The sequence below is a fragment of the Mesoflavibacter sp. CH_XMU1422-2 genome (genome assembly GCF_037029245.1).
GTDB lineage: Bacteria > Bacteroidota > Bacteroidia > Flavobacteriales > Flavobacteriaceae > Mesoflavibacter > Mesoflavibacter zeaxanthinifaciens.
Genome location: NZ_JAYMEE010000095.1, coordinates 16,011 through 32,165 on the forward strand (window position 1 = coordinate 16,011; position 16,155 = coordinate 32,165).

A 16,155-nucleotide genomic window follows, 5' to 3' on the forward strand; every position below is an offset into this window, starting at 1 on the left:
ATAGTATCTTTGCAAACTTATTAATAACAGAGGTCGAGAACCTCACAAATTAATTTTTTATGCCAGTAAAAATTAGATTACAAAGACACGGTAAGAAAGGGAAACCTTACTACTGGATCGTAGCAGCAGATGCTAGAGCAAAAAGAGATGGTAAATACTTAGAAAAAATAGGTGCTTACAATCCAAACACTAACCCAGCAACTATCGATTTAGATGTTGATGGTGCAGTAAAATGGTTACAGAATGGTGCACAACCAACTGATACAGCTAGAGCTATTTTATCTTACAAAGGAGCTTTACTTAAAAACCATTTAGCTGGTGGAGTTAGAAAAGGCGCTTTAACTGAAGAACAAGCAGAAGAGAAATTTAATGCTTGGTTAGATGAAAAAGCAGGAAAAGTTGATGCTAAGAAAGAAAACTTAGCTAAAGCTGAAGCAGATGCTAAAGCAAAAGCTTTTGAAGCTGAAAAAGCAGCTAACGAAGCGCGTATTGCAGCAGCAGCTCCTGTTGTTGAAGAAGAAGCTGAAGCTTCAAACGAAGAAGAATAAAAAATATTTTTTTATACTTTTAAACTCCGATAGTCGCTATCGGAGTTTTTTATGTTTAAAACTTTCCTTATGGATATAAATGAATGCTTTTACGTTGGTAAAATTGTAAAAAAATACAGTTTTAAAGGAGAATTACTAATAAAATTAGATACTGACGAGCCTGAACAATTTGAAAACCTTGAGTCTATACTTATTAACTTAAGAGGTAATTTAGTACCTTTTTTTATAGAAAGTTCACAACTACACAAATCTGAATTACTACGTGTTAAATTTGAAGAAGTAGACACAGAAGATGATGCAGATAGCTTAATGAAAAGCGAGTTATACTTACCATTAAGCTTTTTACCAGAGTTAGAAGATGACAAATTTTATTACCACGAAATTATAGGTTTTGAAGTTGAAGATAAGAACTTTGGAAACGTTGGGATAATTTCTGGTGTAAATGATAGCACAGCTCAAGCACTGTTTGAAATTGACAGAAATGGGATAGAGATTTTAATCCCGATGAATGACGAGTTTATCACCAAAGTAGACAAACCCAACAAAACCATTTTTGTAGAAACACCAGAAGGACTAATAGATCTTTACATTAATGAATAACCCTTTTCAATTTAAGCAGTTTACAGTTAAACAAGACCAATGCGCCATGAAAATTGGTACAGATAGTGTTTTACTTGGTGCTTGGACACCATTAAAAGACAATCCATTTTCTATTTTAGATATTGGTGCTGGTACAGGAATTTTATCTTTAATGTTAGCCCAACGCAGTAACGCACAAGTTATCGACGGTTTAGAAATAGACGAAAATGCATATGAACAGTGTGTAGACAACTTTGAAAACTCTCCTTGGTCAGACCGATTATTTTGTTATCATGCCGATTTACAAGAATTTGCCGAAGAAATTGAAGACAAATATGATCTAATAATTAGCAATCCGCCGTTTTACGCAGACCATTTTAAAACCGATAACAAGCAACGTGACATGGCGCGCTTTCAAGATGCGATGCCTTTTGAACATCTTGTGGTTTGTGCTGCTCATCTTTTGGAAGACAACGGAAGATTTTCAGCAATTATACCTTTTAGTGAAGAAGACCGATTTATCAATCTTGCTCAAAAAGTAGGATTATTTCCTAACCAAATCCTTAACGTAAAAGGTAATCCAAACGCTGATATAAAAAGAAGTTTGATTAGCTTTAGTTTCCACGAAAGTGAAATACAAAAAGAAGAATTAACTATAGAAACCCAAAGACATCAATACACAGAAGACTACATAAATCTTACTAAAGATTTCTACTTAAAAATGTAGTTTTAATTGGGCAATGAAAACGATTTCGTTATTTTTGTTAACTATAAAATTGTAAACAATATACTGTTACAGATATCATTAAGCAACAGTTTAAAACTATACTTATCTAATGAAACCAGATTTATTTGAAGCTCCAGATTACTTAAATCTTGACGATTTATTAAACGACGAACATAAATTAGTACGCGATGCTGCTAGAGAATGGGTTAAACGTGATGTTTCTCCTATTATTGAAGAGTATGCACAAAAAGCAGAATTCCCAGAACAAATTATTGGTGGATTAGCCGAGATTGGTGCGTTTGGACCATATATACCTATGGAATATGGTGGCGCAGGATTAGACCAAATTTCTTATGGTTTAATCATGCAAGAGATTGAACGTGGCGATTCTGGTGTACGTAGCACTGCTTCTGTACAATCGTCTTTAGTAATGTATCCTATTTTTAAATATGGTAACGAAGAGCAACGTAAAAAATACTTACCAAAATTAGCTTCTGGAGAATGGATGGGTTGTTTTGGTTTAACCGAGCCTGATCACGGATCTAATCCTGGCGGAATGGTTACTAATTTTAAAGATATGGGTGACCATTATCTTTTAAATGGTGCTAAAATGTGGATTAGTAACGCACCTTTTGCACAAGTTGCTGTTGTTTGGGCTAAAAATGAAGAAGGTCGTATACACGGTTTAATTGTAGAGCGTGGTATGGAAGGATTTTCTACTCCAGAAACTCACAACAAATGGTCGTTACGTGCAAGTGCAACTGGCGAGCTTATTTTTGATAACGTAAAAGTGCCAAAAGAAAATTTATTACCTAACAAATCTGGACTTGGCGCACCATTAGGTTGTTTAGATTCTGCAAGATATGGTATCGCTTGGGGCGCAATTGGTGCTGCAATGGATTGTTACGATACAGCATTAAGATACAGTAAAGAGCGTATGCAGTTTGGTAAGCCAATTGGACAATTTCAATTACAACAAAAAAAGTTAGCCGAAATGATTACTGAAATCACTAAAGCACAACTATTAGCTTGGCGTGTTGGTGTGTTACGTAATGAAGGTAAAGCAACATCTGCTCAAATTTCTATGGCTAAACGTAATAATGTAGATATGGCAATAAAAATTGCTCGTGAAGCTAGACAAATGTTAGGCGGAATGGGTATTACTGGAGAATACAGCATTATGCGTCATATGATGAATTTAGAAAGTGTAATTACTTACGAAGGTACACATGATATTCATTTATTAATCACAGGTTTAGACATCACTGGATTAAATGCTTTTAAATAAGCTATAGATTTTACATTTCTATAAATAGTTAATAAATATAAAATGCACCTTAATTTTAGAGGTGCATTTTTTATTTTTGTTAAAAATGAAAATGCTATGACTATTAATGATATTGAAAAATCAATTGATCCTCTTAAAAATCAATTGCTTAATCACAGTTTATACAACAAAATAAAATCTTTAGAAGATCTAGAAATCTTTTTACAACATCATGTTTATGCTGTTTGGGATTTTATGTCGCTACTTAAAGCACTGCAAAATAAACTAACTTGTACTACAATACCTTGGTTGCCTACAAAACACCCAGAAACAAGATATTTAATTAACGAAATTGTTCTTGCCGAAGAAACAGACGTAGATAGTAATGGTAATCATAAAAGCCACTACGAAATGTATCTAGATGCTATGCAAGCCTGTGGCGCTTCAACTACTAATATAGAAACGTTTTTAGAAACTTCAGAAAGTTTAGGTAACATATTTGTTGCAATAAGAAATAGTGATTTACCTCAATCGCTAAAGGACTTTTTAGAGTTTACGTTTAATGTTGCTATCGAGGGTCAACCTCATCAAATAGCTGCTGCGTTTACATTTGGTCGCGAAGATTTAATCCCGAATATGTTTACTGAAATTTTAAAAAATTTCCAGCAAAACTTCCCTGAAAAAGACCTTTCTAAATTAGTGTATTACTTTGAAAGACATATCGAATTAGATGCTGACGAACATGGTCCTATGGCGCTTCAAATGATAGAAGAGCTTTGTGAAAATGATGAGAAAAAATGGAAAGAAGTTGAAGACATCTCAATAGAAGCTTTACAAAAACGAATCGCACTTTGGGATGGTATTGAAAACGCAATTTTAGAAAGCAAAGAAGTTGTATCTTTATAGTTATGAAACAATTAACGCTTTTTATTTCTGTTATTTTTATATTGTTTTTGTGCTGTAACGCAACAGATAACAATCAATCTAACAATATTGAAACACTACAACCAACCAATTACAAACTATTGTCTTTAGGTGATAGTTACACGATTGGAGAAAGTGTTTGCGAAACGTGTCGCATTCCAGAGCAACTTAAAGACAGCTTAATTAATAATACAGAAAATACTGCTTTCAATTTAAAGGTTGTAGCTACAACAGGATGGACCACAACAAATTTACTAAACGGACTTAGTAACGAAAATCTACCAAACAACTACGATTTAGTCACCTTACTAATTGGTGTAAATAATCAATATCAAGGAAAAGATTTTTCAATTTATGTAACCGAATTTCCAGAACTAGTTGATATTGCAATTACAAAAGCAAAAGGCGATAAAAATAGAGTTATTGTCGTTTCAATTCCTGATTATGCGTTCACACCTTTTGGAAACGGAAACACAACTATTTCTTCAGAAATTGACGCCTATAACGCTTTCGCGGAAAATTATTGCAACGCTAATAACATTAATTTTGTAAACATTACAGACATAACCAGAAACGGTTTAGAAGACACAGATTTAGTTGCTTCTGATGGTTTGCATCCTTCCGAAAAAGCCTATAGTTTATTTGTAGAACGTTTATTACCTTACGCTTTAGAAAAACTTTAGCGTAAGATTATGTTTTCAGCAAAGAAAAGATTAGACCGAGCTTATCAAAACGCTCACGTTGTTCCGTTTGATGACGACTCAAAATTTATACTATTTAGCGATTGTCATCGTGGTGATAATAGTTTTGCAGACGACTTTGCCAATAATCGAAACATCTATTACCACGCATTAAAACACTACTACGTTGAAGGTTTTAATTATGCCGAACTTGGTGATGGTGATGAGCTTTGGGAAAACATTTCTTTCTCCTCCATTTTAAACGCTCATAAAAACGTTTATGAATTAATGCAACTGTTTCATAAAAAGAACCGTTTGCATATGATTTGGGGAAATCATGATATGGTGTATCGTAATCCTGATACAGTCAAAAAAAACCTATCTACCTACTTTGACCCAAAAGTTGGTGAAGATGTAGAACTTTTTGGCGATATTAAATATCATGAAGCTATAATTTTAAAACACAAAGACACTAATCAAGAGATTTTTTTAACGCATGGTCATCAAGCAGATTGGTGGAATTACAACTTCTGGAAATGGAGTCGGTTTTTAGTTAGAATTTTATGGAAACCATTAAATGTTATGGGAATTGCAGATCCAACAAGTCCTGCAAAAAACTATAAAGAATTAATTAAAGTAGAACGTCGTACCAAAAAATGGATTACAGACAATAACAATCTAATGACCATTGTTGGTCATACACACAGACCGCGTTTTCCTGAACCTGGTGACATTGCTTTTTTTAATGATGGTAGTTGTGTACATCCTAGAAGCATCACTGGTATTGAAATAGAAAATGGCGCTATATCTTTAATAAAATGGCAAATTGCTACTAAAGAAGATGGCACGCTTCAAATTGTAAGAGTATTATTAGAAGGACCAAGAAGATTGATAGATTATAGATAAAAAAATTCCTGCATAAAGCAGGAATCTATTTATAAAATTGAATTTCAATTAAAAAATTAACTTTCAGGAGCAAGCTCTACTTCTAAGCCTTCAATTTCTGGCGTGATTTGTATTTGACAACCTAATCTTGAGTTATCTTTTACGTAAAACGCTTCGCTTAACATTGCCTCTTCGTCATCTTGCATTTCTGGTAATTCGGTATCGCTTAAAACATAACATTGACAACTTGCACACATAGCCATACCACCACAAATACCAATAGTACCTTCTGGTGCTAGCTCGTAACTACGTACAACTTCCATTAAATTCATTGCCATATCTGTTGGTGCTACAACTTCATGTACAACACCATCACGATCTGTAATTTTAATATTAATGTCTTGATTTTCCATTAAAAAAGTAATTAGTAGTTAGTGGTAAGTAGTTAGTCCTTAATAGATTTAATCAAACCACGTAACATTTTTGAAATTTCATTAGTGTTTTCAATAAGGCTATTAGCCTTATTTTCATTTATATAATTTAGTCGAACAGAAAGATATAACATAGATCTAACTTCACTATTTGATGACAGTGAAAAATATAGAAATCTTTTAAAATCTGCGTTTGAATTTCTGTCAAAACCTTCAGCTATATTATTTGATATAGAAACAGCAGCTCGTTTAATTTGATCTCTAAACGAGAAGTCTTTATTTTCTTGAAAATGAGCATAAATTTCTACAGCTAAATCTTGAGACTTTTGCCAAACTAACAATTCTTCAAATTTTAAAACAGCCATAAAACTTTATACTTATTCCTTGAAACTTTCTACTCTTACTCAATCTTTTTCACTACTGCTTTTGGTGCTTCTTTACGTGTTCCATCAAAACCATCTACTCCTGCAACAGTTGTATACTTTAACACATAACGTTTACCTGGATTAATAATTTGATAAGCAGATTGACACATTAAAGTTGCTTCATGAAAACCACAAAGTATTAACTTTAACTTACCAGGATATGTGTTAACGTCTCCAATAGCATAAATACCAGGTATGTTTGTTTGATAATCTAACGCATTGTTTACTTTAATGGCATTTTTCTCTATTTCTAATCCCCAATTTGCAATTGGTCCTAATTTTGGAGACAAACCAAATAAAGGCACAAAATGATCACATTCTTTTTTGTAAGTTTTAGCGTCTTGCTTAATGGTTACCGCTTCTACTTTGCCATCACCTTCTATACCTATTACTTCTGCTGGAGTAATTAAATTAATTTTTCCTGCAGATTTTAATTCTTGTACTTTTTCTACTGAATCTAAATGACCTCTAAACTCATTACGTCTGTGTATTAAAGTAACCTCTTCTGCTACATCACTTAAAAAGATACTCCAATCTAAAGCAGAGTCGCCTCCACCAGCAATAACTACCTTTTTACCACGGTATAGTTCTGGTTCTTTAATCATGTACTCTACACCTTTATCTTCGTAATCTGCTAGATTATCTATTAAAGGTTTACGTGGCTCAAAACTACCTAATCCACCTGCTATTGCCACAACTGGTGCATGGTGTTTTGTTCCTTTGTTTGTAGTTACAATAAAAGTTCCGTCGTCTTGTTTTTCTATAGTATCTGCACGCTCTCCTAACGTAAAACCTGGCTCAAACTGTTTGCATTGTTCCATTAACTTGTCGGTTAAATCTCCTGCTAAAATTTCTGGATATGCTGGTATATCGTAGATTGGTTTTTTAGGATATAACTCTGAACATTGTCCACCTGGTTGTGGTAATGCGTCTATTAAATGACATTTTAGTTTTAATAATCCTGCTTCAAAGACTGCAAATAGACCTGTTGGTCCTGCACCTATGATTAGTATATCTGTTTTAATCATTTTTTAGATTGTTTTGTGCAAATGTAAAAGGTTAATGTGTTGTGGCTTATGACTTTTGTCAGCTTTACGCTTGCGTTAGCGATAGTAGTGGCATCCTTTTTTTGCTAACTGTACTTTGATTTTTAGTCTATAGGTAGTTGCAAAAAAAGATATAACGGATAGCGCGACCCTTGTGGTAACGCCCTAAACACCAACGTTTGTGACTTTTTCTATCTGTGGAGCGTATTTTTTTATAGTCATCTCTACACCAGATTTTAAAGTCATTTGGTTGACACTACATGAGGTACATGCACCTTGAAGTTGTACGATAACCTCGTTATTTTCTATAGAGATTAACTCTATATCTCCGCCATCATTTTGTAAAAATGGACGAATTTCTTCTAGAGCTTTTTCTACGTTTGTTTTTAGTTCTTGTGCTGTCATTTATTTTTTATTTACCGCAGAACAACCTGCCATAGTTGTAATTTTTATCGCTTCGGTTTCTGGTAAGTTTTCGTTACGATTTACCACTTCTTGCACGACGTTTTGTGTTAGTTTTTCAAAAGCTTTCTCGGTTGGTGTTGCGACTTGCATTGCTGCTGGACGACCAACATCTCCTGCTTCTCTAATACTTTGTACTAAAGGAATTTCTCCTAATAATGGCACATCTAAATCTTCTGCTAGATGTTTTGCTCCTTGTTTACCAAAGATATAGTATTTGTTGTTTGGCAACTCTTCTGGTGTAAAGTAAGCCATATTTTCTATAATTCCTAAAACAGGTACGTTTATACTGTCTTGTTGGAACATAGCCACGCCTTTTTTAGCATCTGCTAAAGCTACGTTTTGTGGTGTACTTACTACTACTGCTCCTGTAATTGGTAAAGATTGCATAATACTTAAATGAATGTCTCCTGTTCCTGGTGGCAAGTCTAATAGTAAGAAATCTAGCTCGCCCCAAGCAGCATCAAATATCATTTGATTTAATGCTTTTGCAGCCATAGGTCCGCGCCAAATTACAGCTTGGTCTGGTTTTGTAAAAAAGCCTATAGATAATATTTTTACACCGTAATTTTCTACAGGTTTCATTTTGGATTTACCGTCTACTGTTACAGATAATGGTTTTTCCATTTCTACATCAAACATAATTGGCATTGATGGCCCATAAATATCTGCATCTAAAACACCTACTTTAAAGCCCATTTTTGCTAACATAATTGCTATGTTAGCGGTAACTGTAGATTTACCTACACCACCTTTACCCGATGCTACTGCAACAATATTTTGAATACCTGGTATTGGTTTTCCTTTAATGGTGTTTGCTTGTGGTTTTTCTGGCGCGTCTACCTTTACGTTTACTTTTATTTTTGCTTTTTCGTACACATGTTTGTGTATGGCTTGCAAAATTTCAACTTCTGTTTTTTTACGTGCTTGTAATGATGGGTTTTTTATTGTAATATCTACTATAACTTCGTCTCCAAAAGTAACTACGTTAGTTACAGATCCGCTTTCTACCATGTTTTGCCCTTCTCCTGGTACTGTTATAGTTTCTAGTGCTTTAAGTATATCTTGTTTGCTTAACTTCATCTTTAAAATATTGTGCTAAAAATCAATTTTTTAACGTGTTTTATAAAGGCTATTTCTAAAATGCAAATATACTACTTATTAAGTGAAGTTAAGCTGTTGTTATTGCAAGTTTTTTTATGGTGAAATAAGGGAAATTTATAAACTTTTAGAAGGATCCCAAAACACCATTTCAAAATTTTGAATTTGGTTATCTTTCACCTTAACACCTTCGCTTTCTAACAGCTGTTGCATTAGGTTAGTACCTTCAAAATGATGTTTGCCGGTTAGCAAACCTTTTCTGTTAACTACACGATGTGCAGGTACATCTTTGTTATGAGAGCCATTCATAGCGTAACCTACTAATCTTGCGCTTCTTTTTGCTCCTAAATAATTTGCAATTGCACCGTAAGATGTTACTCTTCCATAAGGAATTTGTCTTGCGACCTCATAAACCTTCTCGTAAAAACTTAAGGTTTCTGGTTTCATAAGTCTTTAATGATATTAATTAGCGTGACTACAGCTATAACAGCAGTGATGATACCGATACTAAAGTTCATGTTTTTTTGAGACTTTATACGTTTGCTTTTAATTTTTTCGAATAAAAACACATACACATAAAGCATTACAAAAGTACCAGTTGCTGCTCCTGCAACATAAGATGCAATACCAGTTTTATCAAAAGTTAACCATCCAAAACCTGCTAAAGTCAAACTCATATAAGCTTGGTAAGGTATTGGGAAAACGTTTAAAGCAGATAACAGCATACCATAGAAAAAACGACTGTGTTTACTGCGTCTGGTTTGTTCTATTTTGGGTTGTGGTTTCTTTTTAGCTAAAACAAAAAAGTAAATTGCGATTAACACAAAAAGTACAAAAGCAACACGTTGAAGTATTTTTATTATCTCTGGATGCTTACTTAAATACCTTGCAAATATTACTGCTATTAAGGTTTGAAAAATAACAACAATACAAACGCCAACAGAAAAAACCAAACCACGGTTATAGCCTTCTTTTAAGCTAATTTTTGCTGCTGTCATATTAAGCAAACCTGGTGGTATAACACCTACTAATGCAATAATTAGACTTAAGAAAAATGTAATTGTAAGGCCCAAAGGTTATTTTATTTTGAATCTAATATACGTAATTGGTTTGTTTTGTTCTAAATATTGACCTTCGTAAAAGGTTTGTATACTTGTAACTTCTTCTGGACTTCCTTCTTGTCTATACACATCGTTGTTAGAGTACAACACTTCATGCCCTTCTCCATGTAACAGACCTAAGGTGTAACCATGCATAAACTCAGAGTCGGTTTTTAGATTCATTACGCCATCTGGTTTTAATACTTTTTTGTAGCGTTTTAAAAACTCAGAATTGGTCATGCGGTGTTTTGTACGCTTATATTTAATTTGTGGATCTGGAAAGGTGATCCAAATTTCATCCACTTCGTTTTCTGCAAAAACATATTCTATTAATTCTATTTGAGTACGGATAAATGCAGCGTTTGGTATGTTTTCTTCTACTGCTGTTTTTGCGCCTCTCCAAAAACGTGCGCCTTTTATATCTATCCCTATAAAGTTTTTATTTGGATATTTTTTTGCTAAAGCAACTGTATACTCGCCTTTACCGCATCCTAATTCTAGAACAATTGGGTTATTATTTTTAAACACTTGTGCATTCCATTGTCCTTTGTATTGGTAATCCATATCTACCAACTGACTTCTTGTTGGTTGAAATACATTATCAAATGTTTCGTTTTCTTGAAATCGTTTTAATTTGTTTTTGCTTCCCACTTGTTTTAACAATTTGTTATTTCCGGCGTAAAATTAAGGAAATATACCTTAGTACTATTATACTTATCTTTGAAATTAGCTTTTTTGCGTTAAGGATGGAAGTGACATCCTTTTTTTGCTGCCATATATGGCAAAAAAAGATATAACGGACAGCCTGACCACTTGCACTGAGCGTAGTCGAAGTGTGTGGTAACGCCCAAATTTTTATAATGAAAAAAAGAATTCTTGTTGCGCCTCTTAATTGGGGAATTGGTCATGCTACACGTTGCATACCTATTATTAATGCGTTAATTGAACACAATTTTGAACCTGTTATTGCTTCTGATGGTGCTGCTTTAGCACTGCTTAAAAAAGAATTTAAACAGGTTGTCTTTATCGAGTTACCTGCTTACAATGTTACTTATTCTAGATCCAAATCTAGCTTTAAATGGCGCCTTTTTAGACAACTACCTAAGATTAAAAAAGCTATTTTAAAAGAACATTTAGCGATTAAAAAAATTGTACACGATTATGCTATTGAAGGTATAATCTCTGATAACAGAATGGGTGTGTATTGTTCTAAAATTCCGTCGGTATTTATTACTCATCAGCTTAATGTTTTAAGCGGAATGACCACAAAATTAAGCACCTCTTTACATGATTATTATCTAAAAAAGTTTGACGAATGTTGGGTGCCAGATTTTGAAAACACACCTAATTTAAGTGGTAAATTAGGACATGATTTTACTACTAAACTTTTACCTATTAAATATATTGGCGCATTAAGCAGGTTAGAAAAAACACATATCCCTTCTAAGTTTGATATCATGGTCCTGTTATCTGGTCCTGAGCCACAACGTGGATTATTAGAGCAAAAATTATTTAAAGAATTAGCAGACTATAATGGTAATATATTATTTGTAAAAGGTCAGATTGAAGGTGAGCAACGTATTGAAACTAAACAACAGTTTACCATTTATAATTTTATGACTTCTGCAGATTTACAAACAGCTTTAAACAGTTGTGATTTGGTAATTTCTAGATCTGGATATACTACTGTTATGGACTTAGCTAAGTTAGGTAAAAAAGCATTTTTTATACCTACACCAGGACAGTTTGAACAAGAATATATAGCCCAAAATTTAAACGAACAAGGTATTATACCTAGTTGTAACCAAAAAGAATTTTCTTTAAAACAGCTTGAAAAGCTAGATGATTTTACTGGATTTAATGCTTTAGATTGTAATACAGATTTTGAAAGTTTGTTTAAGCTTTTTCAAGCGTAAAAGAAAACTCGCTACCTACGTTTACTTCACTTTCTACGTAGATTTTTTCATCGTGAGCTTCTATAATATGTTTCACTATAGATAATCCTAAACCAGATCCGCCTTCTTTACGCGATCCACTTTTGTCAACTCGATAAAAACGCTCGAAAAGTCTTGGTAAATGTTCTTTACCTATACCTTCGCCATTATCGGTCACTCTTACTATAACTTTGTTTTTAATAAGCCTTTCTATACTAATCTCTGTAGTACCGTTTTGATGGCCATATTTAATAGAGTTTACTACTAAGTTGGTTAGCACTTGCTGGATACGCTCCTCATCACCTTTTACCAGTATTGGTTGTTTGTAGTCCATATCAAACATTAGGCTAATTTTTTTCTTAGCAGCTTTCATTTCTAGTAAGTCAAAAACACTTTTTACTAAATCTACAATATCAAAAGTGGTAACATTAAGTCGTAAATCTCCTACTTCTAATTTGGTAATCATATCTAGGTCTTTTACGATATATATTAATCGTTCTACACCTTTGTTGGCTCTTTCTAGATATTTTTCGGCTACGTTTTTATCTTTCATTGCGCCGTCAAGCAATGTTTCTATATAGCCTTGTACTGTAAATAATGGTGTTTTAAGCTCGTGCGATACGTTACCCATAAACTCTTTACGGTATTCTTCTCTAACCTTTAAAGTTTCTATCTCTAACTTTTTGTCTTTGGCATATTTATCTATTTGCCTGGTTAGCGTAGCCATATCTGTAGTAATACTATGCCTTCTAAAACTGGTAGACTCTAACAAAGTTAGGTCTTTGTAAATTTTGTTTATTCTTTTATAAATAAACTTTTCTACTCTATATTGAATAATTAAAAAGGAAAATGAATATGTAAAAAAAGCAAAAAACAGTATGTGTAATATGTTTATTGTATAAAACAAATACAAAAAAACACTCATTAAGAGCGTTAAAAATACGGTGATTAAAAACGAAGTTTTTAATGCAAACTTGTATGTTTTTTTTAGTTTCAAATAAAAGTTATTCTACAAATTTATAGCCAACACCTTTTACGGTTTTAAAGCTATCGTCGCCAATTTTTTCTCTTAGTTTTCTTATGTGTACATCTATGGTACGTCCGCCAACTACGACTTCGTTACCCCAAACGCGATCTAAAATATTTTCTCTTTTAAAGACTTTACCTGGTTTTGATGCCAACAAAGATAAGAGTTCAAATTCTTTTCTTGGTAAAATAATCTCTTCGTTTCCTAAAATAATCTTGTATTCGTCTCTATTAATGGTAAGTTTACCAATTTTTATAACCGATTGGTTAGTATCTTCAGATTTTAATCGTCTTAAAAGTGCTTTTACTTTACTTATTAACACTTTTGGCTTAATTGGCTTAGTAATATAATCGTCTGCACCAGCATCAAAACCTGCTACTTGAGAGTAATCTTCTCCTCTTGCGGTTAAAAATGTAATAATTGTGCTGCTTAATTCTGGTACTTTTCTAATAGCTTCGCAAGCTTCAATACCATCCATTTCTGGCATCATCACATCTAATATAATAAGGTGTGGTTTTTCTTTTTTTGCTTTTTTAACAGCTTTAATACCGTTATCTGCAGTAATGACTTGGTAACCTTCTGCACTTAAATTATAGCCTACTATTTCAAGAATATCTGGCTCGTCGTCTACTAAAAGAATTTTAATATCTTTCTTATTCATCAGAATGACTTTGTGTTAAAATAATAACGTAAAGATAAAATTATTAAAATTAAATTATCTATTTAATCCATTGATAACAATTAAATAACATTAATTACAACTTATAACCTAACCTAAGGTTTTAGGTTTATGTAATTTACAATCTTTTGCTTACTAAGCATTTAAAACTTTATGTTATATAATTGTAAAAAATGTTATTAGCTTCTTAATAGTTACTTGTAAGACAAAAATCTGTGTATATTTGTAACACACAATATATAACTATTAATTATGAAAAAAATTTACTTTTTACTTTTAACGGTTTTAATGACTGCGACTTCTTTTGGTCAAGTCTTTATTACTGAAATTGCTGACCCTAACAACAACTCAGAAGCTAGATTTATTGAGCTTTATAATGCTGGACCTACAGATGTAGATTTCACAGAAGGTAACGGATGGCAAATTGACAAATACACAAATGCCTCTGCTTCTGTTTCTACCACCTTAGATTTAACAGGAACTATACCTGCTGGAGGTTTTTACGTTATTGGATACGATAACACTCCTGGTACTTTCAACACTGTTTACGGATTTGCTGCAGATCAATTAGATGCTGTTAATAATGGTGTTGTAGGTAGTAACGGTGACGATGATTTAGTTTTAGTTGACGGTACAGATACAATTATTGACTTCTTCGGTGTTCCTGGGGATAATTCAGGAACTTGTGCTGAATATGAAGACGGTAGAGCAGAACGTTCTCCTGCTGTAACTATGGGTAATGCTACTTTTGATGAGTCGGAATGGAATGTTTGGGCTGATAGTGCTGTTTCTGGCTGTACAAATCACACTTTACAAACTCAAGACGCACCTGCTTCTTTTGATCCAGGTTCTTGGATTGGAACAGCTACTGGTCCAGTTGTAACTATTGACTCTGACATTACAGGTTTAGACTACTTTGAAGGTAATGGTCCTTCTGCTGAACAAACTTTTTCTGTATCAGGTATTAACTTAACAGGAAACCTAGATGTTACAGCTCCTACAAATTTTGAAATATCTTCTACTTCTGGATCTGGATTTGGAAGTTCTGTTTCATTAACGCCTTCTGCTGGTTCTGTAGCTTCTACAACTCTTTATGTAAGATTAGTTAGCGGTTTATCTGCAAACACATATTCTGATGTTTTAACTGCATCTTCAACTGGTGCTACATCTGAAACTATTAATGTTTCTGGTGAAGTTTCACCTTCTACTCCTCAATTTAATGTATTAGGTACTCCTGGAGACATGAATTATGGATTAGGTAACGGTCCTTCTAATGAAGAATCTATATTTGTAGAAGGATTATTTTTAACTAATGATATTACAGTAACTGCGCCTACAAACTTTGAAGTATCATTAACTTCAGGTACTGGTTTTGGAGCTTCTGTTACCGTACCACAAGTTAGTGGAACAGTTGCTAACACAGAAGTTTTTGTAAGATTAGCTTCTGGATTAACTGAAGGTGCTTACAGTGGTAATATTACTGTATCTTCTTCTCCTGCTGCAGATCAAACTGTTGCTTTAACTGGTAATGTATTTGGAGCAGCTACAAACGCATTAGTTTTAGTTGGTGTTTATGACGGTCCTTTAACTGGAGGAACTCCTAAAGGAATCGAATTAATAGCTTTAGCAGATATCCCAGATTTAAGCGTATTTGGTATTAGTTCTATTACTAATGGTGCTGGTTCTTCTGCCGGTACAGTTGAATATAATTTCCCTGCAGATGCAGTTTCTGCTGGAGATAGAATTTTCTTAGCAACTGAGTCTACTGGTTTCAATTCATTCTTTGGAATGATGCCTACGTATACAAGTGGTGTTGTTGGAATTAATGGAGATGATGCAATTGAGTTATATGAAGGAACAACAATTATTGACACTTTTGGAGATGTAAATATGGATGGAACTGGAGAAGCATGGGATTATGAAGATGGTTGGGCATACAGAGTTGATGCTACTGGTCCTGATGGCGGTTTTGTTTTAGCTAACTGGACGTTTAGCGATGCTAATGCTTTTGATGGAGAAACAGATAATAGTACAGCTGCTACACCTTATCCGATAGCAACTTATACTAATCCTGTATTATCTAACGCTACATTTACACAAGCTAACTTTAGCATTTACCCTAACCCAGTAAATACAGGTTATGTAAACATCAAAACAACGTCTAACAGCGCTGTAAATGTAACTGTGTTTGACTTATTAGGTAAAAAAGTAATCACTAAAACATTAAGCAACAACAAATTAAATGTATCTAGCTTAAAGTCTGGTGTGTACTTATTAAACATCGAACAAAACGGAGCATCTACGACTAAAAAATTAGTTATTGAGTAATCCTTATTTGAT

The 16,155-nt window shown here is 33.4% G+C and carries 19 protein-coding genes; 9 read left to right on the forward strand and 10 right to left on the reverse strand.

Annotated features, from left to right (window positions below; translation table 11 throughout):
- The first annotated feature begins 59 nt into the window (after positions 1 to 59).
- The 7 genes from WA340_RS14825 to WA340_RS14855 all read left to right on the forward strand — a co-directional run bounded on the left by WA340_RS14825 (position 60) and on the right by WA340_RS14855 (position 5,631).
- Positions 60 to 548 carry a 30S ribosomal protein S16 gene (locus WA340_RS14825; protein ID WP_223077563.1) on the forward strand — a complete coding sequence of 163 codons (489 nt, stop codon included), beginning with the start codon at positions 60 to 62 and terminating at the stop codon, positions 546 to 548.
- A gap of 69 nt (positions 549 to 617) precedes the next feature.
- A complete protein-coding gene (rimM, locus tag WA340_RS14830; RefSeq protein WP_336129650.1) occupies positions 618 to 1,148 on the forward strand; it encodes a ribosome maturation factor RimM in 531 nt (176 codons plus the stop codon).
- The gene (locus tag WA340_RS14835) at positions 1,141 to 1,854 is read left to right on the forward strand and encodes a tRNA1(Val) (adenine(37)-N6)-methyltransferase (RefSeq protein ID WP_336129651.1); all 714 of its coding nucleotides are present in this window, start codon (positions 1,141 to 1,143) and stop codon (positions 1,852 to 1,854) included. Before rimM ends, WA340_RS14835 begins: the two co-directional genes overlap by 8 nt.
- 109 nt (positions 1,855 to 1,963) lie before the next feature.
- Positions 1,964 to 3,142: an acyl-CoA dehydrogenase family protein gene (locus WA340_RS14840; protein ID WP_336129652.1), complete on the forward strand. Its 1,179-nt coding sequence runs from the start codon at positions 1,964 to 1,966 to the stop codon at positions 3,140 to 3,142.
- A gap of 96 nt (positions 3,143 to 3,238) precedes the next feature.
- Complete coding sequence (locus WA340_RS14845) at positions 3,239 to 4,027, forward strand: DUF3050 domain-containing protein (protein WP_336129696.1); 789 nt, start codon at positions 3,239 to 3,241, stop codon at positions 4,025 to 4,027.
- A gap of 2 nt (positions 4,028 to 4,029) precedes the next feature.
- Positions 4,030 to 4,728: an SGNH/GDSL hydrolase family protein gene (locus WA340_RS14850; protein ID WP_336129653.1), complete on the forward strand. Its 699-nt coding sequence runs from the start codon at positions 4,030 to 4,032 to the stop codon at positions 4,726 to 4,728.
- 9 nt (positions 4,729 to 4,737) lie between these two features.
- A complete protein-coding gene (locus WA340_RS14855) occupies positions 4,738 to 5,631 on the forward strand; it encodes a metallophosphoesterase (protein WP_336129654.1) in 894 nt (297 codons plus the stop codon).
- Positions 5,632 to 5,687: 56 nt separating this feature from the next.
- On the opposite strand, the gene WA340_RS14860 is transcribed toward WA340_RS14855, so the two are convergent.
- The 8 genes from WA340_RS14860 to trmB all read right to left on the reverse strand — a co-directional run bounded on the left by WA340_RS14860 (position 5,688) and on the right by trmB (position 10,826).
- Positions 5,688 to 6,023, reverse strand: a complete 336-nt coding sequence (locus WA340_RS14860) for a ferredoxin (RefSeq protein WP_336129655.1) — start codon at positions 6,021 to 6,023, stop codon at positions 5,688 to 5,690.
- A gap of 32 nt (positions 6,024 to 6,055) precedes the next feature.
- The gene (locus WA340_RS14865) at positions 6,056 to 6,406 is read right to left on the reverse strand and encodes a four helix bundle protein (RefSeq protein ID WP_336068400.1); all 351 of its coding nucleotides are present in this window, start codon (positions 6,404 to 6,406) and stop codon (positions 6,056 to 6,058) included.
- A gap of 35 nt (positions 6,407 to 6,441) precedes the next feature.
- Positions 6,442 to 7,494, reverse strand: coding sequence for an NAD(P)/FAD-dependent oxidoreductase (locus WA340_RS14870; RefSeq protein ID WP_027880894.1), 1,053 nt, complete (start codon positions 7,492 to 7,494; stop codon positions 6,442 to 6,444).
- Positions 7,495 to 7,677: 183 nt separating this feature from the next.
- On the reverse strand, positions 7,678 to 7,917 hold the full coding sequence (locus WA340_RS14875; RefSeq protein ID WP_027880893.1) for a NifU family protein: 240 nt from the start codon (positions 7,915 to 7,917) through the stop codon (positions 7,678 to 7,680).
- Positions 7,918 to 9,057, reverse strand: a complete 1,140-nt coding sequence (locus WA340_RS14880) for an Mrp/NBP35 family ATP-binding protein (protein WP_336129656.1) — start codon at positions 9,055 to 9,057, stop codon at positions 7,918 to 7,920.
- Positions 9,058 to 9,192: 135 nt separating this feature from the next.
- Positions 9,193 to 9,522 carry an MGMT family protein gene (locus WA340_RS14885; RefSeq protein WP_106679793.1) on the reverse strand — a complete coding sequence of 110 codons (330 nt, stop codon included), beginning with the start codon at positions 9,520 to 9,522 and terminating at the stop codon, positions 9,193 to 9,195.
- Entirely contained in the window at positions 9,519 to 10,148 is a 630-nt protein-coding gene (locus tag WA340_RS14890) for a LysE family transporter (protein WP_223077574.1), read from the reverse strand. The genes WA340_RS14885 and WA340_RS14890 overlap by 4 nt, the downstream gene beginning before the upstream one ends.
- Before the next feature lie 3 nt (positions 10,149 to 10,151).
- The gene (gene trmB / locus WA340_RS14895) at positions 10,152 to 10,826 is read right to left on the reverse strand and encodes a tRNA (guanosine(46)-N7)-methyltransferase TrmB (protein ID WP_027880889.1); all 675 of its coding nucleotides are present in this window, start codon (positions 10,824 to 10,826) and stop codon (positions 10,152 to 10,154) included.
- Between the two features lie 209 nt (positions 10,827 to 11,035).
- On the opposite strand from trmB, the gene WA340_RS14900 reads away from it, so the two are divergent.
- On the forward strand, positions 11,036 to 12,091 hold the full coding sequence (locus WA340_RS14900) for a glycosyltransferase (protein ID WP_336129657.1): 1,056 nt from the start codon (positions 11,036 to 11,038) through the stop codon (positions 12,089 to 12,091).
- Here the strand turns inward: WA340_RS14900 and WA340_RS14905 are convergent.
- Together WA340_RS14905 and WA340_RS14910 are read right to left on the reverse strand one after the other, a co-directional pair.
- A complete protein-coding gene (locus WA340_RS14905; protein ID WP_304142770.1) occupies positions 12,072 to 13,106 on the reverse strand; it encodes a sensor histidine kinase in 1,035 nt (344 codons plus the stop codon). The genes WA340_RS14900 and WA340_RS14905 overlap by 20 nt on opposite strands.
- 7 nt (positions 13,107 to 13,113) lie before the next feature.
- On the reverse strand, positions 13,114 to 13,797 hold the full coding sequence (locus tag WA340_RS14910; RefSeq protein ID WP_336129658.1) for a response regulator transcription factor: 684 nt from the start codon (positions 13,795 to 13,797) through the stop codon (positions 13,114 to 13,116).
- A 270-nt stretch (positions 13,798 to 14,067) separates the two neighbouring features.
- Here WA340_RS14910 and WA340_RS14915 point away from each other — a divergent pair, with 270 nt between their 5' ends.
- Complete coding sequence (locus WA340_RS14915; RefSeq protein WP_336129659.1) at positions 14,068 to 16,143, forward strand: T9SS type A sorting domain-containing protein; 2,076 nt, start codon at positions 14,068 to 14,070, stop codon at positions 16,141 to 16,143.
- Positions 16,144 to 16,155: the final 12 nt, after the last annotated feature.

What these genes read in the sequence shown, in the direction of transcription:
- WA340_RS14885 (WP_106679793.1), bottom strand. Translation starts at nt 9,522, where the DNA reads ATGAAACCAGAAACCTTAAGTTTTTACGAGAAGGTTTATGAGGTCGCA.
- WA340_RS14915 (WP_336129659.1), top strand. Translation starts at nt 14,068, where the DNA reads ATGAAAAAAATTTACTTTTTACTTTTAACGGTTTTAATGACTGCGACT.
- WA340_RS14835 (WP_336129651.1), top strand. Translation starts at nt 1,141, where the DNA reads ATGAATAACCCTTTTCAATTTAAGCAGTTTACAGTTAAACAAGACCAA.
- WA340_RS14855 (WP_336129654.1), top strand. Translation starts at nt 4,738, where the DNA reads ATGTTTTCAGCAAAGAAAAGATTAGACCGAGCTTATCAAAACGCTCAC.
- WA340_RS14880 (WP_336129656.1), bottom strand. Translation starts at nt 9,057, where the DNA reads ATGAAGTTAAGCAAACAAGATATACTTAAAGCACTAGAAACTATAACA.
- WA340_RS14840 (WP_336129652.1), top strand. Translation starts at nt 1,964, where the DNA reads ATGAAACCAGATTTATTTGAAGCTCCAGATTACTTAAATCTTGACGAT.
- WA340_RS14860 (WP_336129655.1), bottom strand. Translation starts at nt 6,023, where the DNA reads ATGGAAAATCAAGACATTAATATTAAAATTACAGATCGTGATGGTGTT.
- WA340_RS14850 (WP_336129653.1), top strand. Translation starts at nt 4,030, where the DNA reads ATGAAACAATTAACGCTTTTTATTTCTGTTATTTTTATATTGTTTTTG.
- WA340_RS14825 (WP_223077563.1), top strand. Translation starts at nt 60, where the DNA reads ATGCCAGTAAAAATTAGATTACAAAGACACGGTAAGAAAGGGAAACCT.
- rimM (WP_336129650.1), top strand. Translation starts at nt 618, where the DNA reads ATGGATATAAATGAATGCTTTTACGTTGGTAAAATTGTAAAAAAATAC.
- WA340_RS14900 (WP_336129657.1), top strand. Translation starts at nt 11,036, where the DNA reads ATGAAAAAAAGAATTCTTGTTGCGCCTCTTAATTGGGGAATTGGTCAT.
- WA340_RS14865 (WP_336068400.1), bottom strand. Translation starts at nt 6,406, where the DNA reads ATGGCTGTTTTAAAATTTGAAGAATTGTTAGTTTGGCAAAAGTCTCAA.
- WA340_RS14910 (WP_336129658.1), bottom strand. Translation starts at nt 13,797, where the DNA reads ATGAATAAGAAAGATATTAAAATTCTTTTAGTAGACGACGAGCCAGAT.
- WA340_RS14870 (WP_027880894.1), bottom strand. Translation starts at nt 7,494, where the DNA reads ATGATTAAAACAGATATACTAATCATAGGTGCAGGACCAACAGGTCTA.
- WA340_RS14875 (WP_027880893.1), bottom strand. Translation starts at nt 7,917, where the DNA reads ATGACAGCACAAGAACTAAAAACAAACGTAGAAAAAGCTCTAGAAGAA.
- WA340_RS14845 (WP_336129696.1), top strand. Translation starts at nt 3,239, where the DNA reads ATGACTATTAATGATATTGAAAAATCAATTGATCCTCTTAAAAATCAA.